Origin of the sequence: Flavicella sediminum, from assembly GCF_006381105.1 — a bacterium.
Taxonomy (GTDB): domain Bacteria; phylum Bacteroidota; class Bacteroidia; order Flavobacteriales; family Flavobacteriaceae; genus Flavicella; species Flavicella sediminum.
Window position 1 is genome coordinate 69,024 of sequence record NZ_VDET01000014.1, and the last position, 17,346, is coordinate 86,369.

Annotated in this window: 15 protein-coding genes; 14 read left to right on the top strand and 1 reads right to left on the bottom strand. The window is 31.9% G+C overall.

Annotated elements, in window-relative coordinates; genetic code table 11:
• Positions 1–6: 6 nt before the first annotated feature.
• From FGM02_RS12670 to FGM02_RS12680, 3 genes are all read left to right on the top strand, one after another.
• Complete coding sequence (locus tag FGM02_RS12670) at positions 7–2,277, top strand: aconitate hydratase (protein WP_139958752.1); 2,271 nt, start codon at positions 7–9, stop codon at positions 2,275–2,277.
• A gap of 135 nt (positions 2,278–2,412) precedes the next feature.
• Positions 2,413–2,814: a hypothetical protein gene (locus tag FGM02_RS12675; protein WP_139958753.1), complete on the top strand. Its 402-nt coding sequence runs from the start codon at positions 2,413–2,415 to the stop codon at positions 2,812–2,814.
• Between the two features lie 104 nt (positions 2,815–2,918).
• Positions 2,919–3,404, top strand: coding sequence for a hypothetical protein (locus FGM02_RS12680; protein WP_139958754.1), 486 nt, complete (start codon positions 2,919–2,921; stop codon positions 3,402–3,404).
• Positions 3,405–3,501: 97 nt separating this feature from the next.
• Here FGM02_RS12680 and FGM02_RS12685 read toward each other — a convergent pair whose 3' ends face one another.
• Entirely contained in the window at positions 3,502–4,701 is a 1,200-nt protein-coding gene (locus FGM02_RS12685; protein WP_139958755.1) for a vWA domain-containing protein, read from the bottom strand.
• A 126-nt stretch (positions 4,702–4,827) separates the two neighbouring features.
• Here FGM02_RS12685 and FGM02_RS12690 point away from each other — a divergent pair, with 126 nt between their 5' ends.
• The 11 genes from FGM02_RS12690 (at position 4,828) to FGM02_RS12740 (ending at position 17,253) form a co-directional block, all read left to right on the top strand.
• Positions 4,828–5,511 (top strand): Crp/Fnr family transcriptional regulator, encoded by a 684-nt coding sequence (locus FGM02_RS12690; RefSeq protein ID WP_317133624.1) that lies wholly within the window; start codon positions 4,828–4,830, stop codon positions 5,509–5,511.
• Between the two features lie 527 nt (positions 5,512–6,038).
• On the top strand, positions 6,039–6,824 hold the full coding sequence (locus FGM02_RS12695) for a GLPGLI family protein (RefSeq protein WP_139958756.1): 786 nt from the start codon (positions 6,039–6,041) through the stop codon (positions 6,822–6,824).
• Between the two features lie 14 nt (positions 6,825–6,838).
• Complete coding sequence (locus tag FGM02_RS12700; RefSeq protein ID WP_139958757.1) at positions 6,839–7,588, top strand: GLPGLI family protein; 750 nt, start codon at positions 6,839–6,841, stop codon at positions 7,586–7,588.
• 24 nt (positions 7,589–7,612) lie between these two features.
• Entirely contained in the window at positions 7,613–8,362 is a 750-nt protein-coding gene (locus FGM02_RS12705) for a GLPGLI family protein (RefSeq protein WP_139958758.1), read from the top strand.
• A 26-nt stretch (positions 8,363–8,388) separates the two neighbouring features.
• Positions 8,389–9,141, top strand: coding sequence for a GLPGLI family protein (locus FGM02_RS12710; RefSeq protein ID WP_139958759.1), 753 nt, complete (start codon positions 8,389–8,391; stop codon positions 9,139–9,141).
• Between the two features lie 35 nt (positions 9,142–9,176).
• The gene (locus FGM02_RS12715) at positions 9,177–9,920 is read left to right on the top strand and encodes a GLPGLI family protein (RefSeq protein ID WP_139958760.1); all 744 of its coding nucleotides are present in this window, start codon (positions 9,177–9,179) and stop codon (positions 9,918–9,920) included.
• Positions 9,921–12,596 (top strand): carboxypeptidase-like regulatory domain-containing protein, encoded by a 2,676-nt coding sequence (locus tag FGM02_RS12720; RefSeq protein WP_139958761.1) that lies wholly within the window; start codon positions 9,921–9,923, stop codon positions 12,594–12,596.
• Between the two features lie 23 nt (positions 12,597–12,619).
• A complete protein-coding gene (locus FGM02_RS12725) occupies positions 12,620–13,009 on the top strand; it encodes a DUF1573 domain-containing protein (protein ID WP_139958762.1) in 390 nt (129 codons plus the stop codon).
• A gap of 11 nt (positions 13,010–13,020) precedes the next feature.
• Positions 13,021–14,202, top strand: a complete 1,182-nt coding sequence (gene lepB, locus FGM02_RS12730) for a signal peptidase I (RefSeq protein WP_166461177.1) — start codon at positions 13,021–13,023, stop codon at positions 14,200–14,202.
• A gap of 2 nt (positions 14,203–14,204) precedes the next feature.
• A complete protein-coding gene (locus FGM02_RS12735) occupies positions 14,205–16,244 on the top strand; it encodes a transglutaminase-like domain-containing protein (protein WP_139958764.1) in 2,040 nt (679 codons plus the stop codon).
• 109 nt (positions 16,245–16,353) lie between these two features.
• Complete coding sequence (locus FGM02_RS12740; RefSeq protein ID WP_139958765.1) at positions 16,354–17,253, top strand: anti-sigma factor; 900 nt, start codon at positions 16,354–16,356, stop codon at positions 17,251–17,253.
• Positions 17,254–17,346 lie beyond the last annotated feature (93 nt).

A 17,346-nucleotide genomic window follows, 5' to 3' on the forward strand; every position in this document is an offset into this window, starting at 1 on the left:
TAGACTATGGCATTTGACATTGATATGATCAAAGAAGTGTATTCTCGTATGTCTGAACGTGTAGATGCTGCACGTGAGGTTGTCGGGAAACCATTAACTTTGGCTGAGAAAATTTTATACAACCATCTTTGGGATGGGACTACAAAAACTGCTTTTAAAAGAGGTGTAGACTATGTGGATTTTGCACCAGATCGGATTGCTTGTCAAGATGCAACTGCTCAAATGGCTTTGTTGCAATTTATGCAAGCAGGTAAAAATAAAGTAGCAGTACCTACAACGGTACATTGTGATCACTTGATTCAAGCCAAAGAAGGAGCTGCGAAAGATTTACAATTTGCAAACAAAACAAGTGCTGAGGTATTCGATTTTTTATCTTCTGTATCTAATAAGTATGGAATTGGATTTTGGAAACCAGGAGCAGGTATTATTCATCAGGTGGTTTTAGAAAATTATGCATTTCCTGGAGGAATGATGATTGGTACCGATTCACATACCGTAAATGCGGGTGGATTGGGAATGGTGGCCATTGGAGTAGGTGGTGCTGATGCGGTAGATGTGATGGCGGGAATGGCTTGGGAATTGAAATTTCCAAAATTGATAGGAGTAAAGTTGACAGGTAAATTATCGGGTTGGACGGCTTCTAAAGATGTAATTTTAAAAGTAGCAGGTATTTTAACGGTAAAAGGTGGTACAGGTGCTATTGTAGAATATTTTGGAGAAGGGGCTAAAAATCTTTCCGCTACAGGAAAAGGAACCATTTGTAATATGGGGGCTGAAATTGGAGCAACCACTTCAACTTTTGGTTATGACGAATCTATGGATCGTTATTTACGTGCCACTGATAGAGCAGATGTTGCTGATGCGGCAAATAAAGTAGCTTCTTATTTAACGGGTGATGATGAAGTGTATGCAAATCCGGAAGCGTATTTTGACCAAGTAATTGAAATTAATTTAGACGAATTAAAACCACATATCAACGGACCTTTTTCTCCAGATTTAGCAACAGAAGCGGGTGTGGATGTAAAAGTAAAAGCTGAAGCGAACGGATGGCCTTTGGATGTAGAATGGGGCTTGATTGGTTCTTGTACCAACTCTTCGTACGAAGATTTATCAAGAGCTGCTTCTATAGCACAGCAAGCAGTGGACAAAGGAATTGAAGTAAAAGCGGAGTTTGGTATCAATCCTGGTTCGGAACAAGTACGTTTTACGGCTGATAGAGATGGTTTGTTAGGAACTTTTGAGGCTTTAGGTGCAAAAATATTTACAAACGCTTGTGGACCTTGTATCGGACAATGGGCGCGATATTCGGATCCTAAAAATGCACCAAAAAATTCGATTATTCATTCTTTTAATAGAAATTTTGCCAAACGTGCCGATGGAAATCCAAATACCCATGCTTTTGTAACTTCTCCTGAAATGGTGGCTGCAATTGCTATATCGGGTCGTTTAGATTTTGACCCTACTAAAGATACCTTATTGAACAAAGATGGGGTAGCGGTTATGTTTGATGAACCTACCGGTGATGAATTGCCTAAAAATGGATTCGCAGTAGAAGATGCAGGGTACCAAGCGCCAATTGAAGATGGCTCTGGTATTGAAGTGTCTGTTTCGGAAACTTCGGAAAGATTGCAATTATTAACTCCTTTTACTCCTTTAGGAACGGAAATTAAGGATGCCAAATTATTAATCAAAGCTTTTGGAAAATGTACAACGGATCATATTTCTATGGCCGGACCATGGTTGCGTTTCCGTGGACATTTAGATAATATTTCAAACAACTGTTTGATTGGAGCGGTGAATGCATTTAATGAAAAAACAGACAGTGTAAAAAATCAACTGACAGGTGAATATGGACCGGTGCCAGCAACGGCTAGAGCTTATAAAGCTGCGGGTGTTTCTTCTGTAGTTGTTGGTGATCATAATTATGGAGAAGGTTCTTCTAGAGAGCACGCGGCCATGGAGCCTCGTCATTTAGGGGTTGCTGCGGTTATTGTTAAATCTTTTGCACGTATTCATGAAACAAATTTGAAAAAACAGGGAATGTTAGGTTTGACATTTGCCAATGAAGCCGATTATGATTTAATACAAGAAGACGATTTGTTTACTTTTTCTGATTTAGCAGATTTTGCTCCAGGCAAGCAACTGACTTTGATAGTAAAACATGCTGATGGATCTGTAGATACGATTCAATTGAATCATACCTACAATGCAAGTCAGATAGCTTGGTTCCATGAAGGTTCTGCTCTGAATTTGATAAAAAAAGAAAATGCGGCTTAGGGTTTAACTAGGTTGCTATAAAAAACGCCTTCTGATTTTTCAGAAGGCGTTTTTTTGTTCTATGGCTTCATCATTTTTTTTAAGGAATAACAACTGTTAAATTAGTTGTAAAATAATTTTTCAGCAACAAAACGCATGAGAATACTTAGCTATATTTGCCGAGTGAAAAATGGAATTAAAATACTAAGTATCGTCTTTATGACGATTGTTTATTGCTTTGCGATTGGCATGGTCAATACTGAAATTAGTGATTCTAGTGCAAGTAAAAAGTCTTCTTCTTCAGAAGAAAAAGTAGCTACCGTTTTAACAAACAAAATATTGTGTGAACTGGCAGAAGTAGATAGTTCGGTAAACAGCAGCAACAATCTTCCTGTTCCCAATTTTAAAAATCCATTTAGCGGGTTTTATACTTTTGGCGAAAAAAAATCTTCACAATTCATTGAGAACCGGTATACTCAATACGTAAACAGTTGGAGCTTTTTTTTGATTCACAATTGGAAGAAAACGATTCTTTTTCCTTTCCATAATTTTTGGTAATTCATTTTTAGTAGTCAGTTTTTGCCAAATAGGCAGAATTTAATTTTTAAAGGCTTTTCGAGTATTGCAAAAGCCCACTATATCAATATAAAAAAACTAAAAAAATGGATTTAGGAAGCGCCTTCATTGGAGCCATAATCATCGTAATTTGCATAGTACCCTTTGTGTTAATGAGCCGAGGGAATAGTAAAAGAGAAAAACAATTGTTTCTTTCTTTAGCAAATAAAGCAAAAGAATATAATAGTCAAATCAGTCAACATGAATTTTGTGGAGATTTTGTTATTGGAATGGACGAACTCACAAACTTTGTTTTCTTTTATAAACAGAAAAATGAAGATTCAATTTCACAATTTGTAGATCTCTCTTGTGTTCAGGAATGTTTGCCCTTAAAAAGTACAAAAAGCAGAAGGAGCAAAAATGGAGAAGAACAGGTTGTAGAACGTGTTGCGCTTCGTTTTGTGCCGAAGAGTACATTGAGCCAGGAGACAAAATTTGAATTGTTTGGTTTGGAAAATATGCAACTAAGTGGAGAGCTGCAGCTTGTTGAAAAGTGGTCGAAACAAATAAATGCACTTTTGAAAAACAAGTAAGCATAGTGTACCTTTTAGGTGCTACTAGAAATTTGCAGATCATAAAAAAGGCCTTCTGAATTTTCAGAAGGCCTTTTCATAGTAGTAAGCTGGTTCTTTATTCTGAATATTTATTGATCAACCGAACCATTAACTCATTTAATTTTTCAACTTCGTATTCGCCAACAGTTGCTTCTATATGTTCATTTCCTACACCACTATGATTGGTGATAAATGTATATGTTCCGTTGGTTAATATGGCACAAAAACGCATTAGAAACTCGGTACCTTTGTCAATGCCACTAGCAGTTATAGGAATGATTTTAATTCCTTTTGCGGCAGCTTTTGTGATTGATGCTTGTATGTTTTCAATAACTAGTGTATTGTAATGTGGTGGTGCATCTAGTAATAAAAAAGCAATTTTGGTTTTAGAATCTTCTGACCAAGACAATTCGTTTACGGCAACGTCTAATGCTGAATGAACCGCTTCAGGATAATCGCCACCTCCATCGGCATTTTGTTTTTTGATAAAAGAAATAGTCGTAGTAATATTGCTGCTAAAATCAGATTTCCGGGTAACATAGTCGTCACCTTCATCTCTGTAAAAAACAGAAGAGGTGAGCAGTGTTTTTGAACTATTGTTGTTTTTTACTTTATTTAGAACATCTAATAAATCGTCTTTTAAGAAATTAATTTCATCTCCCATAGAGCCTGTTGCATCGACAATAAATGAAATTTCTACTTTGTTAGAGTTACTTGTAGTTGTATTTATAGCAATGGTGTTGACTCCTTCATCAAAAGTTTTTAGGGGAGTATTTATCACTTCGTTGTTAACTTTTAGCTGATAATCTGAAAGAGTTACGGATGTGTTTTTTTGAAATAAATCGATCCAAAGTTCTGCCTTTCCAAAATTATCAGTTTTTGCGGTCCAAATAGGAAGTCCGTTTTTTAACAATTCTACTTTTGCATTAGCTACGGCAACACTACTATTTTGTACCAAAACAGAAATTCGATTGTTGGTGAAAATAGTCCAGTAGTCATTTTTGTTTTCTTGATTTTCTTGGTCAAATCCAGCATTTAGATTGTTCCAAAAATCCCAATTTTCTAAATCGTTCCATTCCCCAGCAGTAACAATACCAGCTTCAGAATTTTGATTTCCGTTACCACTTGGCTCAGTTCCACCACCATCTCCGCTTTTGCTACTTGAACTCACAGCGTCTTCTCTTGAATAATCTGAATCTTCCGAACCGATATCTCCTGTAGAACTACATGAAAAGAGAATAAGCACAGTAAAAAGCATTTGAACTAAATTTTTCATAACAATAGTAATTAAAGGTTTTATTTAGTAGATGAGCAGTTGCTAAAAGGGTTGCGTAAAAAAATAAAATACTTGCATGTGCGTAAGTAATTGTAAAAAGTTGAGTCTATTTTAAGAAAATATAAAATGATGTCCAACCTTTGGTTTTTAGAAAATGTAAACCTTTTTAACAAACTCTGTCCACACAAATTTAAGGAATATAAAAGTTGCCACGACTTTGATGCCTATAAAAAAAACGAGTATATCTATTTTTCTGAAGATACTGCGACCAAACTTTATTTAATTGAAGCAGGAAAAGTAAAAATAGGCTATTATACAGAAGAAGGGGAAGAGGTAGTAAAAGCTATTTTAAGCAAAGGAGAGTTGTTTGGCGAAAAAGCTATTTTAAGTCAAGAAAAAAGAAATGAGTTTGCACAAGCAATAGACAAAACGACGTCTATTTGCCCCATCGGAATTCCTGTTTTACATGAGTTGATGCGAGAGAATCAAAATTTAGCCTTGAGTATTTATAAATTCTTGAATTTTAGATTTAAGAAATTAGAGCGCAGATTGGAATTGTTATTGTTTAAAGATGCCAGAGAAAGAGTTTTGGCTTTTTTGGAGGATTTAAAATTGGAGTATGGTGTAGAGAATAAACGAATGCATACTGTAATTGTAAAGCATCCGTATACACAAAAAGATATGGCCAGTTTGATAGGTGTATCTCGACCTACTTTAAATGTCATCGTTAATCAATTAAAAGAAGAAGGCTTTGTTAGTTGCATTAGAAATGAAGTGATTTTTCATGAAAAATTAGCAAGTGTTAGTTAACAACATCACGTTAAGCTTTTTTACTTTGCTGCATTTTGGAATAGGAATAGCTTGTGGTTTTGGTTGTTGTGTTTTTGAGAATCTCGAGGCTCAATTAGGAACGGAATTTTTATTTATCCTTATGTTGATCCGTTAATAAGCAGGAATTTTGTTTTTTGCGAAGTAGAAAAAAAGAATAGGGGACTAAAACAGAAGAAAATATACAGGTATAATTACTTGTTTTACCCATTTCGTAGACGAATTAATAATAAAAATAACTGAGAAAGTTGACGAATTTTTGGTTTGTTTTTTTACATAAATATTGTCGTTTTATCAATTGAAATAATAATGGTTAGCCTTTTAATCATTGGAGGTAAGAGAAATTGAGTAGCGTTGGTGCTATAGCTCTATATAGTTTTTTTTAAGAAACAGTTATTCTTATAAAATACATTTGTTTTATATAAATAACCATATGTTACAACGGGGTGTGTTTTTTAGGCATGTTAATTTAGTACGTTTACAAGGCTAAGAAAAAGAAAACAACTCCATTGAAAAAAAGAAGACACGTACTTTCATTATTTTTAAGTTTTACCTTAGGGTTTCTGTTGTTCCATCAATCTATAAGTTCTCAAGGATTAAAAGGAAAAATAACATACCAAGCAACCACGAATAATGCAATTAATTTAGAACGTATTAAAAATGATACATCTATAGCAACAGAAAGATCAAGGAAAGTTTACATAGAACTAGCAAAAAATGCCACTCCCATGAATTTTCACTTAGTTTTTAACGAGCAAGAAGCTATTTTTAAGCCTAAGTACGATCGGATAGCTAGAAGACGTATGGGGACGTTGATGAATTATATAGGAGGGATGTCAAAAGCTCACTTGCTGTTTTATGACAGGTTTGATTCGAAAAATGTTTTAGCTCAAAGTAAGCATTTCAATAAAATTATTATTGCTTATGACGCAATTGATTGGAAATTTACGCAAGAAACAAAAATGATAGGAGGCTATAAGTGTTATAAAGCAACGGCTATTATTACAAAGGAGCAAGATCATGTTCGGAAAAATTATAGTAAACCAATTGTGGCATGGTACACGCTTGATATACCAGTGCATTTCGGCATACGTAACTTTAAAGGTTTACCCGGATTAACAATGGAATTGCACATTGATACAGGAGAAGGCTATTTAAAATACCAAGCCATCAAAATTGAATTGAATACTTCTGAAGAAATTAAAATCGAGAAATTTAAAGGGAAGCAAATCACAGAAGATGCTTATATAAAATTCATGAATAAAATGAACTTTCAAAGAAGAACAAAAAAATAAGTATTAATTATTCTATGAGGAAAATAATAATTTTACTTCTTTTTTTATTTCATCAATTCATTAGCTCTCAAGCTTTAAATGGAAAAGTAACCTATACAGTGAATTCTGAGAGTCAGTCTTTTTTGAAAGGGTTGCCTAATAATAAGAAGATAAGCGAGAAAAGTAAGACGAATCTTAAAAAACTTATTAGAACGGCGAAACCAATGAACTTTCATTTGATATTTGAAGGAAAGGAGGCTGTGTATAGGGCTGAGTATGACTTTCCAACAAGGTTAAGATTAAAATTAGGGATGAATCTTACAAGTTTATTAGCAAGTGGAAATTATACTTTTTATTCAAATTTGAATGAGAAAATTGTTCATGGACAAAATTACTTTGTTAATGGGGTTGATATTCTTTACAAACCAATTAAGTGGAATTTAACTCAAGAAACAAAATCAATAGGAGGCTACAGGTGTTTTAAGGCTACCGCATATATCCGCCAAGAACAATTACCAGGAAATAACTTAATGGGGCCGGTAATTGCATGGTTTACTCCAGAAATTTCAGTTCCTTTTGGAATTCAAAATTTTAAAGGACTACCAGGTTTAATAATGGAACTTTTTGTAAATATAGAAAGAGGAAACTTACATTATAGAGCAACGAAAATTGAATTAAACACGAAGGAAAAATTTAAAATAAAAAAAATAAAAGGAAAAACAATTTCCGAAGATACGTATATAAAAATGATTCAAAAAATGAATTCTCAAAGAAGGAAAAAATAAAAAAGGTTCCAAAGAAATATCACTATGAATAAAATAGTATTTATAATTCTTTTTTTTGCATTCAATATTGCAAATTCACAAGGTTTAACGGGGAAAATAACTTACCAAGCAACTTCTAATAGTGCAATTAATAGAGAACGCGTAAAAAAAGACAAAAAAATGTCAGAACGGGAAAGAAAATATTACTTAAAAATTATTTCCAAAGCGGTACCAGAAAATTTTCAGTTGACATTTAAAAATAATGTAGCTATGTTTCAAGCCGAATACGATATACCGACTAGAAGGAGACTTGGTTTGGGGATGAATTATACTGCTATGTTAGCTCATAGTGAAAAAAGATATTTTAGTAAAATGACCTCTAAACATGTTTTAGGTCAAAGCTTTTTTACAGATGCGGTAGTGATCGAGTTTGAACCAATTAATTGGCAGTTAAGTCAAGAAACAAAAATGATTGGCAAGTACAAATGTTACAAAGCAACGGCCAAAATAGAGAAAGAACAGTCTCATTATAGTGAAAATTATATCAAACCCATTGTGGCTTGGTACACTCCAGAAATACCAGTTCTTTTTGGGATTCGAAATTTTAAGGGACTGCCTGGTTTAACTATGGAATTAGTCATAGATATTCAACGTGGGCAGGTAGTTTTTAAAGCCACTAAAGTAGAATTAAATATTACAGAAAAAAATAAAATTGAAGAGTTGAAAGGAAAAGTGATTTCTGAAGACGCGTATATAAAAATGATTCAAAAAATGAATTCTCAAAGGAGGAAGTAATAAAAAGGTTCGAAAGAAATATAGCTATGAAAAAAATAGTAATAATAATTCTTTTTTTTGCATTCAATATTGCAAATTCACAGGGTTTAACAGGGAAAATAACTTACCAAGCAACTTCTAATAGTGCAATTAACAGAGAATGCATTAAAACAGATCGTTTAATGTCTGAGCGTGAAAAAAAAATGCAATTGAATCTTATTTCTAAATCTGTAGCTGAAAACTTTCACCTGATCTTTGATGGAAATATTTCTGTTTTTAAAGCGGAATACGATATGCCAACTAGAAGGAGATTAGGCTTGGTAATGAATTATACAGGTTTCCTGGCTCATAGTCAATACATATACTTGAGCAAAATAGGCTCTAATCATGTTTTGGGACAAAGCTTTTTTAAAGATAGGGTGGTAATCGCTTATGAACCCATAAGTTGGCAGCTAACACAAGAAACAAAGTTGATTGGGGAGTATATATGCTATAAGGCAATAGCATTAATAAAAAATGAGCAAGCACATTATAGCGATAATTATATCAAACCAATTGTAGCTTGGTACACGCCCGAAATACCTGTGCATTATGGGATCCGTAATTTTAGAGGATTACCGGGCTTAACGTTGGAATTAACAATAAATACGGGCAAGGGAGAAGTGCTTTATAAAGCTACTAAAATTGAGTTGAATCCCTCAGAAGAAATAAAAATAAAAAAACTGAAAGGAAAAACAATTTCCGAAGATGCTTATATAAAAATGATTCAAAAAATGAATTCTCAAAGGAGGAATAAATAACGAAGTTATTAACTATAAGTCAATTTATTAAAAGCATGAAGAATTGTATACTATTAATCATAACGTTTTCATTAACTAATGCTTTCGCTCAAAAGACAAAGGGAATTATTACTTACGAGGTAACATTAGATTCTAAACAGTATTTGAACAATTTAGAAAAAAACATCAAATTGAATGCATTTGTAAAAAAGGTAAAAATTAGAGACGCTAAAAAATCAAGTTCAATTAATTTTTTTTTATCCTTTGTTGGAAAAGAAGCTATTTATAAAGAGGAATTTGATAAATCTACAAAAAGACGCTTAGGTATGAAAAAAAACTTCACTTCTACTGTAGCGAGGGGAGATTGTACCTATTATTATAATTTTGAAACTAAAGAAGCTTATAGAAATAGCTTTTGGACAAATCAATTGAATCTTAAAATGAGTGCTGTTAACTGGACTTTATCACAAGAATCTAAAAAGATAGGAAATTATATATGTTATAAAGCTATAGGAGTTTCTAGTGAAATACAAGAATATGAATTTATTGAACCTATAATTGCTTGGTATGCTCCTGAAATTCCTGTTCCTTTTGGTATTGCAAATCTTAACGGGTTACCTGGTTTAACACTTGAGTTAACAACCAGCTTTGAGCGAGGTAAATTATTTTATAAAGCTACTAAAATAGAGTTGAATCCCTCAGAAGAAATAATAATCAAAAAACCAAAAGGAAAAGTTATTTCCGAAGATGCGTATATAAAAATGATTCAAAAAATGAATTCTCAAAGAAGGAAAAAATAAATGAATATAAGTTTCGTAAAATTAAATTTCAGCCTATTTATTTGCTTTCTATTTTGTTACTGTTCTTATGGGCAAACAAGAAGTATAAAGGGAATTGTTTCTGATGAAAAAATGGAAGCATTGCCGTATATAACGGTCATGGCAAAGCCAGTTGATAAAACAAAATCCATGAAATTTGCTATGACAGATGTCTTGGGACAATACATCTTGAAATTGGAAAAGAGTGGGTCCTATGAAGTTTCTTTTACAAGTATGGGATTTGAAACTTTTAGCTTTATTTATAATGCAGAAGAGGATGTAAGAAAAGACATACAGCTCCATGAAAAAGTAAATCAATTAGAGGCCGTAGTAATAGATTTACCAATTGTGGTTAAAAAAGATACCATTGTTTATAAGACAGACAAATTTGTAACTGGTGAAGAGCGGAAATTAAAAGATGTTTTAGAAAAATTGCCAGGTATAGAGGTTGACGATGCTGGAAACGTTACAAGCAACGGAAAAAAAATCACTCATATGTTGGTTGAAAATAAAAAGTTTTTTGGCGGAAACAGCAAATTGGCTGTTGAAAATATACCCGCAGATGCGGTTGCAAAAGTAGAAGTTATTGATGATTATAATGAAGTGACTTTTTTAAAAGGAATGCATAAGTCGGATAAAATGGCAATGAATATAAAATTAAAAGAAGGCAAAAAGAATTTTGTATTTGGAGATGTGGAAGCTGGAAAAGGAAATAAAGAGTACTATCAATCACATGCCAACTTATTTTATTACCAACCTAAGTTGAATGTGAATTTTATTGGAGGCATCAACAATTCAGGAAAAAAAACATTGACGATGAATGATTACCAAAGTTTTATAGGCAATGCTTCTTCTGTATTTAATTCTAGAGATATTGGTCAGGAAAAATCGAGTATTAGTGAATTTGTGGAAGCAACAGATGTAATTAAAAGCAGACAAAAAGTTGGGGCGCTTAATTTGACAAAGTCTCTGAATAAGAAATTAGATATTTCAAGTTATTTGATTGCTTCAAGTTCAGACAATGAAGATTTTAAAGAAACCATCAATCAGTATTTGGTTCCCGATAGGAGCTATACAGAAAATCTAACAAATTCAGGGAATTCGAATAAGAGTTTTGGAATAGGGAAATTAAACATCGATTATAAACCAAACGACAAAGAAGAGATTATTGTAAAGGCATTGGGTAAGAAAAGTAAGCAATTCAATGAAAGAGCGTTGCGCTCTAAAATAAATGAAAGCAATCGATTGATAGCCAATACTGCAGATGCAGCAAATTATTATGCCAACGGAAGTTTAGAATGGCATAAAAAGATAGCAAAGAAACATGCTTTTTCATTGAGCGCTATGGCTACAGTAAATAAAGATGACTCTGAGGCATTATGGGAAACCAATCAGGCTTTTTTAAATGATTTATTGCCTTTGGAAGAAGAGGATATCTATAAATTAAGTTTGATACGAACTAAGAAAAAAAATAACCTAAAAATGTTACTTAAGCATTATTGGACCATAAGTAATGATAATTTTCTTCATTTTACCGTAGGTAATAAATTAAGTAAAGAGCTTTTTATTACTGAGGATAAGCAGTTGCTAGAAGACAATTCAGAAAATAATTTTTCAAGTTCGGAATTTAACAATCATATAGATTTTGAATTGAATGATTTTTATGCAGGTTTGCACTCAGATTTTCGTTTAGGAAAGTATGAATTTGCTCAAAGCTTATTTGCACATAATTATAAATGGAGCGTGAATCAATTGAATTTAGTTGCCGAGAATAAATGGATTTTCTTACCTGATTTTCAAATTAGAGCAAACTATAGATCCTTTGGAAGATTTCGATTTAATTATAGAATGACCAATTCTTTTGCAGATGTTTCCAAGTTGGCAAATAGATATTATTTAAGGTCCTATAATTCTGTTTATAAAGGAAATGAAAATTTAAAGAATGTTTTGTCAAATTCATTTACGTTTAGTTATACTAAATCGGATATTTTTAAAAGCTTGTTTTTAATGGTTATAGTAAATTATGAGGAAAAATTAAACGGAATTATAAATTCTGTACTTACAGATGAACAAGACAATTATTTAACGGCTGTTATGGCAGATAATGTGTATAGCAGTTGGAATGGAAATGTAATGCTACGGAAGTCATTGAGGAATTTTAAAATAAATTTTAGAACGAACTATTCAAATACAGTTTCTTTAAGAAGTATCAATTCCAATTTAATCGAAAACAAAAACACATTAGGAGGTTATGGTTTGTCAATACAAACGCTCTATGATAAATTCCCTGTTATTAAGTTAAACATCAAGCAAAGTTTTGGAACCAATAGCTCTATAGGTGGCGATTATGATTACCGAATAGACAACCCATCTATTAAAATTGAGTATGATTTTTTTAAAAACTATATTTTTTCCTTTAGTAACTCTTTTTATCGTTACAAAAACAAATCTTTAAACTTGACCAATAGTTATAATTTGGCAAATAGTCAGTTAATTTATGATCACAAAGAGAAACATTGGGGGGCACGTTTATCGGTAGAAAATTTGTTTGATGCTAAATTCAAGAATCAAAACAATTACAATGTATACGTCACTTCAGATAGTAAAACATTTATACTTCCACGAATAGTAATGGCCACATTGGTCTATAAATTATAAAATATATGTTCCTAAAAAAAATAATGATACTATTTCTAATGAGTCTGTTTTTTTCCTGTGTGCAAGGAAAAAAAGAATTAGAACCTACAGTGGCCGCTTTTGAAAAAGAAGTTTATGATTTTGGTGTTATTCCTTTTGGCCAAGACGTGCCAATTGAAATTAAATTTTCTAATAAAGGAGAAAATATTCTAAAAATTAAAAATGTAAAAACAAGTTGTGGTTGTACAGTACCTAAATTGACAAAGACTGAAGTTACAACAGGTAATGAGGCTGTTGTAAACATTATGGTAAAACCAACTAGAAGAGGAAAATTTACTTCATCAGTATATGTTTTTTACAATGGTGCAGATTCTCCTAAAAGAATTAGGATTAAAGGAGAGATAGATTATTTAGATCTATTAGAAACAGAATAAATTGGAATTATTTGAAAAATTTTCTTTATAAAAAATATCTTTTTTCTAGTATAATACTATTATTGATATTTTGGGCTATAGATTTGGCTTGGGTACTAGGTACAGCACTGGTCGTACTATTGGTTTTTGTAGGAGTTAATTACTTGCTATCCCTAATAAAATTTAAAATATTAAAACAAGTTTTTAAAGGCGGTTTTTTATTTTTTTATATAATTATTATTGCAATTACAGCTAAAGTCTTCTGTTTTGAGGTTTACAGAGTACCTAGTTCTTCAATGGAAAATACGTTAGAAATTGGTGATTTTATTTTAGTCAATAAATTAATGTACGGGCCAAAGTTACCGAATTCACTTTTAGAAGTTCCTTTTTTAAACCTAATATCTTATTTAAGCCCGAGTTTGAATAAAATGTTTAGTAATGAAAACAGAAAACATACTCGACTATCAGGAATGTCTAAAATTAAAGAACATGATATTTTTGTATTCAATATGCAATTTGGTAAAAACAATATGGATATTGTAAAACGTTGTATGGGGGCACCTGGAAGTATAATAGAGATAAAGGAAAACAATGTGTTTGTTAATGACAAAGAAGTTCACGTAAAAGGCGAAATAAAACATCTTTATTCTTTTAAGACAAAAGACAGTCTTGAAATTTTAGATTTAAAAAGAGATTTTGTTAATAAAATAAATCTTAGAAAAGATGATAAACGGGACTGGTTTAATGCGACTTTATCCATAAGTAATAAAGAAAAATTAGTTAATGAACTTAAAATTGATTCAATCAATATTTCTTCAGGATCTAGTAGGTACAAACCCAAAATTTTTCCATATTCCAAAAGAAAAAAATGGAGTATTAGTAATTATGGTCCTTATAAAATTCCTTATAAAGGCATGAAAATTCTGTTGAATGCTGAAAACTATGCATTGTACAATGCTATCATAAAAAAACACGAAAAAGTTATAATAAAAAAAGATAGCAGAGGGTTTTTTATAGATGATGTTGTAATTACTGAATTTGTATTTACAAACAACTATTATTTTATGATGGGAGATAATAGGTCTCACTCTCAAGACTCAAGGAATTGGGGGGTTGTTCCAGAATCTAGTATCTCTGGTAAGGTTTCTAGAATTCTTTTTTCTGTTACTGATACAAAAATGAAATGGAATCGTGTGAATAAAAGCGTAGATTAGATATGGGGAATTTTTATAAAGAAAACATTAAAAAATCAATAATTGGTATTATTATAGGAGTAGGAATTTTGGTTTTTTTTAATAAAAAATATGAAGAACTACCCATGGGCATTCAAAATTCATTTAAGAATATGAATATTGAGCAAAGAGTAGAGTTTACAAAAGTACTAGAACACTACGGTCAAAAAAAAGATACTTTAAAATTAAAAGCGGCTTACTCACTTATTACTAATCTTCCTTTATATAGTTATAGAAAAATGCCTACGGCATATAACGAGTTGTTTGATTCATTATTAACGTATAAGAGTCTATTGAATAAAGATCCTAAAAACACTTCAAATTACTGTATAGAAAAAGTAAGAGATTCGTTTGTCAATGGCATAAAGTATTTTTCTGAAAATTATTTATTGTACAATAGGAAATTTATTAAAGATGTAGATACCATTAGTTCGAATGACCTTATAGAAAACATTGATTTCGCATTTAAGGCTCATAATAAACTACCTGAAAGCTTAAAATCAAATTTTAACGATTTCTGTAAATTCGTATTGCCTTATAGGAATGGTAAAGAACCTTTTGAATCAGGAAAAAGAAAGGAGTTATTTATTAAATATTCTTGGGTATATGATTCCATAAATACGATGCCAATAAAAGACATTGTTGCTAAAATTTACAATGACCTAAAAGTAAAGGTTGACTTCGATAGATTGCAAAAATATAATTTAAATTTATCACCTAGTCAATTTGAAGTAATACAATCTGGATTATGCAGAGATGTTACCAATTATTTTGTTTTCCTATTTAGGTCACTTGGTATAGCTGCTGGATCTGATTATTTATTACATTGGGGAAATACCCATCACTCGTTGGGGCATGATTGGTTTTTTATAAAAATCAACAATGAATTTTTACCTGTACAAGCAGAATATAAAGGATTGGATTTTACTAAGGTGGACGACAGGTTTGATTTAAGCAGTATACCAAAAATATATAGGACAAATTTTGAAAGAATAAATTATAAAAATTTAAAAATAATTCCTGATGAAGATGTCACAAGTGAATATATATTAACATCAACAATAAGTATTAAAAATAAACATGAATTAGATTACAGTGGAGAATTTAAACTTTGTGTTTTTGATAAAAAAAATAATTGGGCTATTGTGGATGAAAACTTCATAGAAATAAACAAACAAGTTACTTTTAGGAATGTAGGAAGAGGTGTATTGTACATTGTAACGACCGAAGATATTAATCAACCAATCAACAGTCCCTTCTATCTCGATTTTAAAGGAAATACTATTTTTTTTGATAACAAAAGCAAGGAGGTAGATTTGGTTAAGTTGTTGAGAAAATATCCACCGATTAATCCCGCTGTGAATCAGAAAATAAAACGACTTAAATCTTTGAATTTTTGTAAAGTATTAGGAAGTAATTCTACAGACCAAGAAAGCTTTAAGGAAATTTACAAGATTAAAAACTTCTCTAGCTCTCACGATTTGCTTTTCATTTTTGATAAATTAAAATACTATAGATATTATCAATTATTAGGTGATAAAAATAAATTAATTCATTTGGCTGGATTGACTCTTGTTAATGAAAACGAAAAATTAATAAATACGACAAAAGTAATTGTTAATAATAGGAGAAACTTTCGTACATCAAAGAATTTGGAAGGAAGAATTATTGATTTTAATCCACTGACTTCAGTCAGTTTAAAAAATTTAAATATCATTTTTGAAGTACCGAAAAAAACGAAAGTTTCAGGTTTTAAAATTCAAGCTAGAAATGATGATAATCATATCAATATAGGAGAAGAATATGAGTTAATGGTGTTTGATAAGTCTTGGAAAAGCATAAGAAAAGAAGTTGCACAGGATACGGTCTTAAGATATGAAGGACTTACAATAGATGGGCTCTATGTTTTACATAACCTAACAAAAGGTAATGAGGAATGTGTTTTTACAATTGATAATAATGGAAATCAGTTTTGGTTTGGAATTTCAGATATTAAAGAATTAAAGAAAGATTTTGAATATTAATATTTAAGTAGATTTTTTTCATAAAAGTCTACTTAGTGTTAGCTAGCTAACATTTAAAAAGGAAGCAGTCGGCTAATTTTGTTTTGTATTCATATAAAAACAAAACAGAATGATTCAAAAAAGTTTAGCCATGGCTTTCGTAGCCTTTAGTACCTTATTTATTTCTTGCAATGATAATGATGATCATGACACTTCTTCAAATTTAACCTTAGCCATTACTGGCCTAAATGATTTAGGAGCAGATTATGTGTATGAAGGATGGATTCTTGTCGATGGAAACCCTGTGACTACAGGAACCTTTAGTGTGGATGAAAATGGAACCCTTTCTGAAACAGATTTTCCAATGGACAAAAGTGTTTTGGCAAGTGCCACAAAATTTATTTTAACAATAGAACCTAAAGTAGGCGATGCTCCTGAACCTTCGGAAACGAAATATTTGGTAGGAGATTTTTCTGGAACTTCAGCAAATGTATCTACAGGAATTATTGGTGATTTTAGCGCGGTAGCCGGACAGTTTATTTTGGCGACACCAACCGACAATTCGACAAATGACGCGAATAATGAAAACGGAATTTGGTGGTTAAATCCAACCACAAGTCCAGCCCCAATACCAACACTAGTTTTGCCAACTTTACCAGCAGGCTGGAAATATGAAGGATGGGTTGTGGCCAATGGAACCCCTATTACTACCGGAACCTTTACCAATGTGGCAGCAACTGATGATGCAGCTCCGTATAGCGGATCTGATGCTTTGGCAGCACCAAATGGAGCAGATGGATTTTTTCCTGGAGAAGATTTTTTAAACCATGCGCCTAGTGGTGTTAGCTTTCCTTTAGACGTTAGAGGGAAAACGGCTGTCATTTCAATTGAGCCTTATCCAGATAACAGTCCGTTGCCTTTTACTTTAAAACCTTTGGTAGGAGAAGCAGGACAAGAAACGGCACCGACATTGCATACCATGAATTCAAATGTTACAGCAAGTTTTCCTAGCGGAAGTGTTTGGAGATAATTCAATAATTTTATAGTCTCAAACTCCTTCTATTATGTAGAAGGAGTTTTTTTGTTTGTAGAAGGATTGCTTTCATCAAAGCTATTTTAGAAG

Excerpts from the sequence above, each read along its gene's own strand:
- FGM02_RS12670 (WP_139958752.1), top strand. The coding sequence starts at position 7 with ATGGCATTTGACATTGATATGATCAAAGAAGTGTATTCTCGTATGTCT.
- FGM02_RS12675 (WP_139958753.1), top strand. The coding sequence starts at position 2,413 with ATGAGAATACTTAGCTATATTTGCCGAGTGAAAAATGGAATTAAAATA.
- FGM02_RS12680 (WP_139958754.1), top strand. The coding sequence starts at position 2,919 with ATGGATTTAGGAAGCGCCTTCATTGGAGCCATAATCATCGTAATTTGC.
- FGM02_RS12685 (WP_139958755.1), bottom strand. The coding sequence starts at position 4,701 with ATGAAAAATTTAGTTCAAATGCTTTTTACTGTGCTTATTCTCTTTTCA.
- FGM02_RS12690 (WP_317133624.1), top strand. The coding sequence starts at position 4,828 with ATGATGTCCAACCTTTGGTTTTTAGAAAATGTAAACCTTTTTAACAAA.
- FGM02_RS12700 (WP_139958757.1), top strand. The coding sequence starts at position 6,839 with ATGAGGAAAATAATAATTTTACTTCTTTTTTTATTTCATCAATTCATT.
- FGM02_RS12705 (WP_139958758.1), top strand. The coding sequence starts at position 7,613 with ATGAATAAAATAGTATTTATAATTCTTTTTTTTGCATTCAATATTGCA.
- FGM02_RS12710 (WP_139958759.1), top strand. The coding sequence starts at position 8,389 with ATGAAAAAAATAGTAATAATAATTCTTTTTTTTGCATTCAATATTGCA.
- FGM02_RS12715 (WP_139958760.1), top strand. The coding sequence starts at position 9,177 with ATGAAGAATTGTATACTATTAATCATAACGTTTTCATTAACTAATGCT.
- FGM02_RS12720 (WP_139958761.1), top strand. The coding sequence starts at position 9,921 with ATGAATATAAGTTTCGTAAAATTAAATTTCAGCCTATTTATTTGCTTT.
- FGM02_RS12725 (WP_139958762.1), top strand. The coding sequence starts at position 12,620 with ATGATACTATTTCTAATGAGTCTGTTTTTTTCCTGTGTGCAAGGAAAA.
- FGM02_RS12735 (WP_139958764.1), top strand. The coding sequence starts at position 14,205 with ATGGGGAATTTTTATAAAGAAAACATTAAAAAATCAATAATTGGTATT.
- FGM02_RS12740 (WP_139958765.1), top strand. The coding sequence starts at position 16,354 with ATGATTCAAAAAAGTTTAGCCATGGCTTTCGTAGCCTTTAGTACCTTA.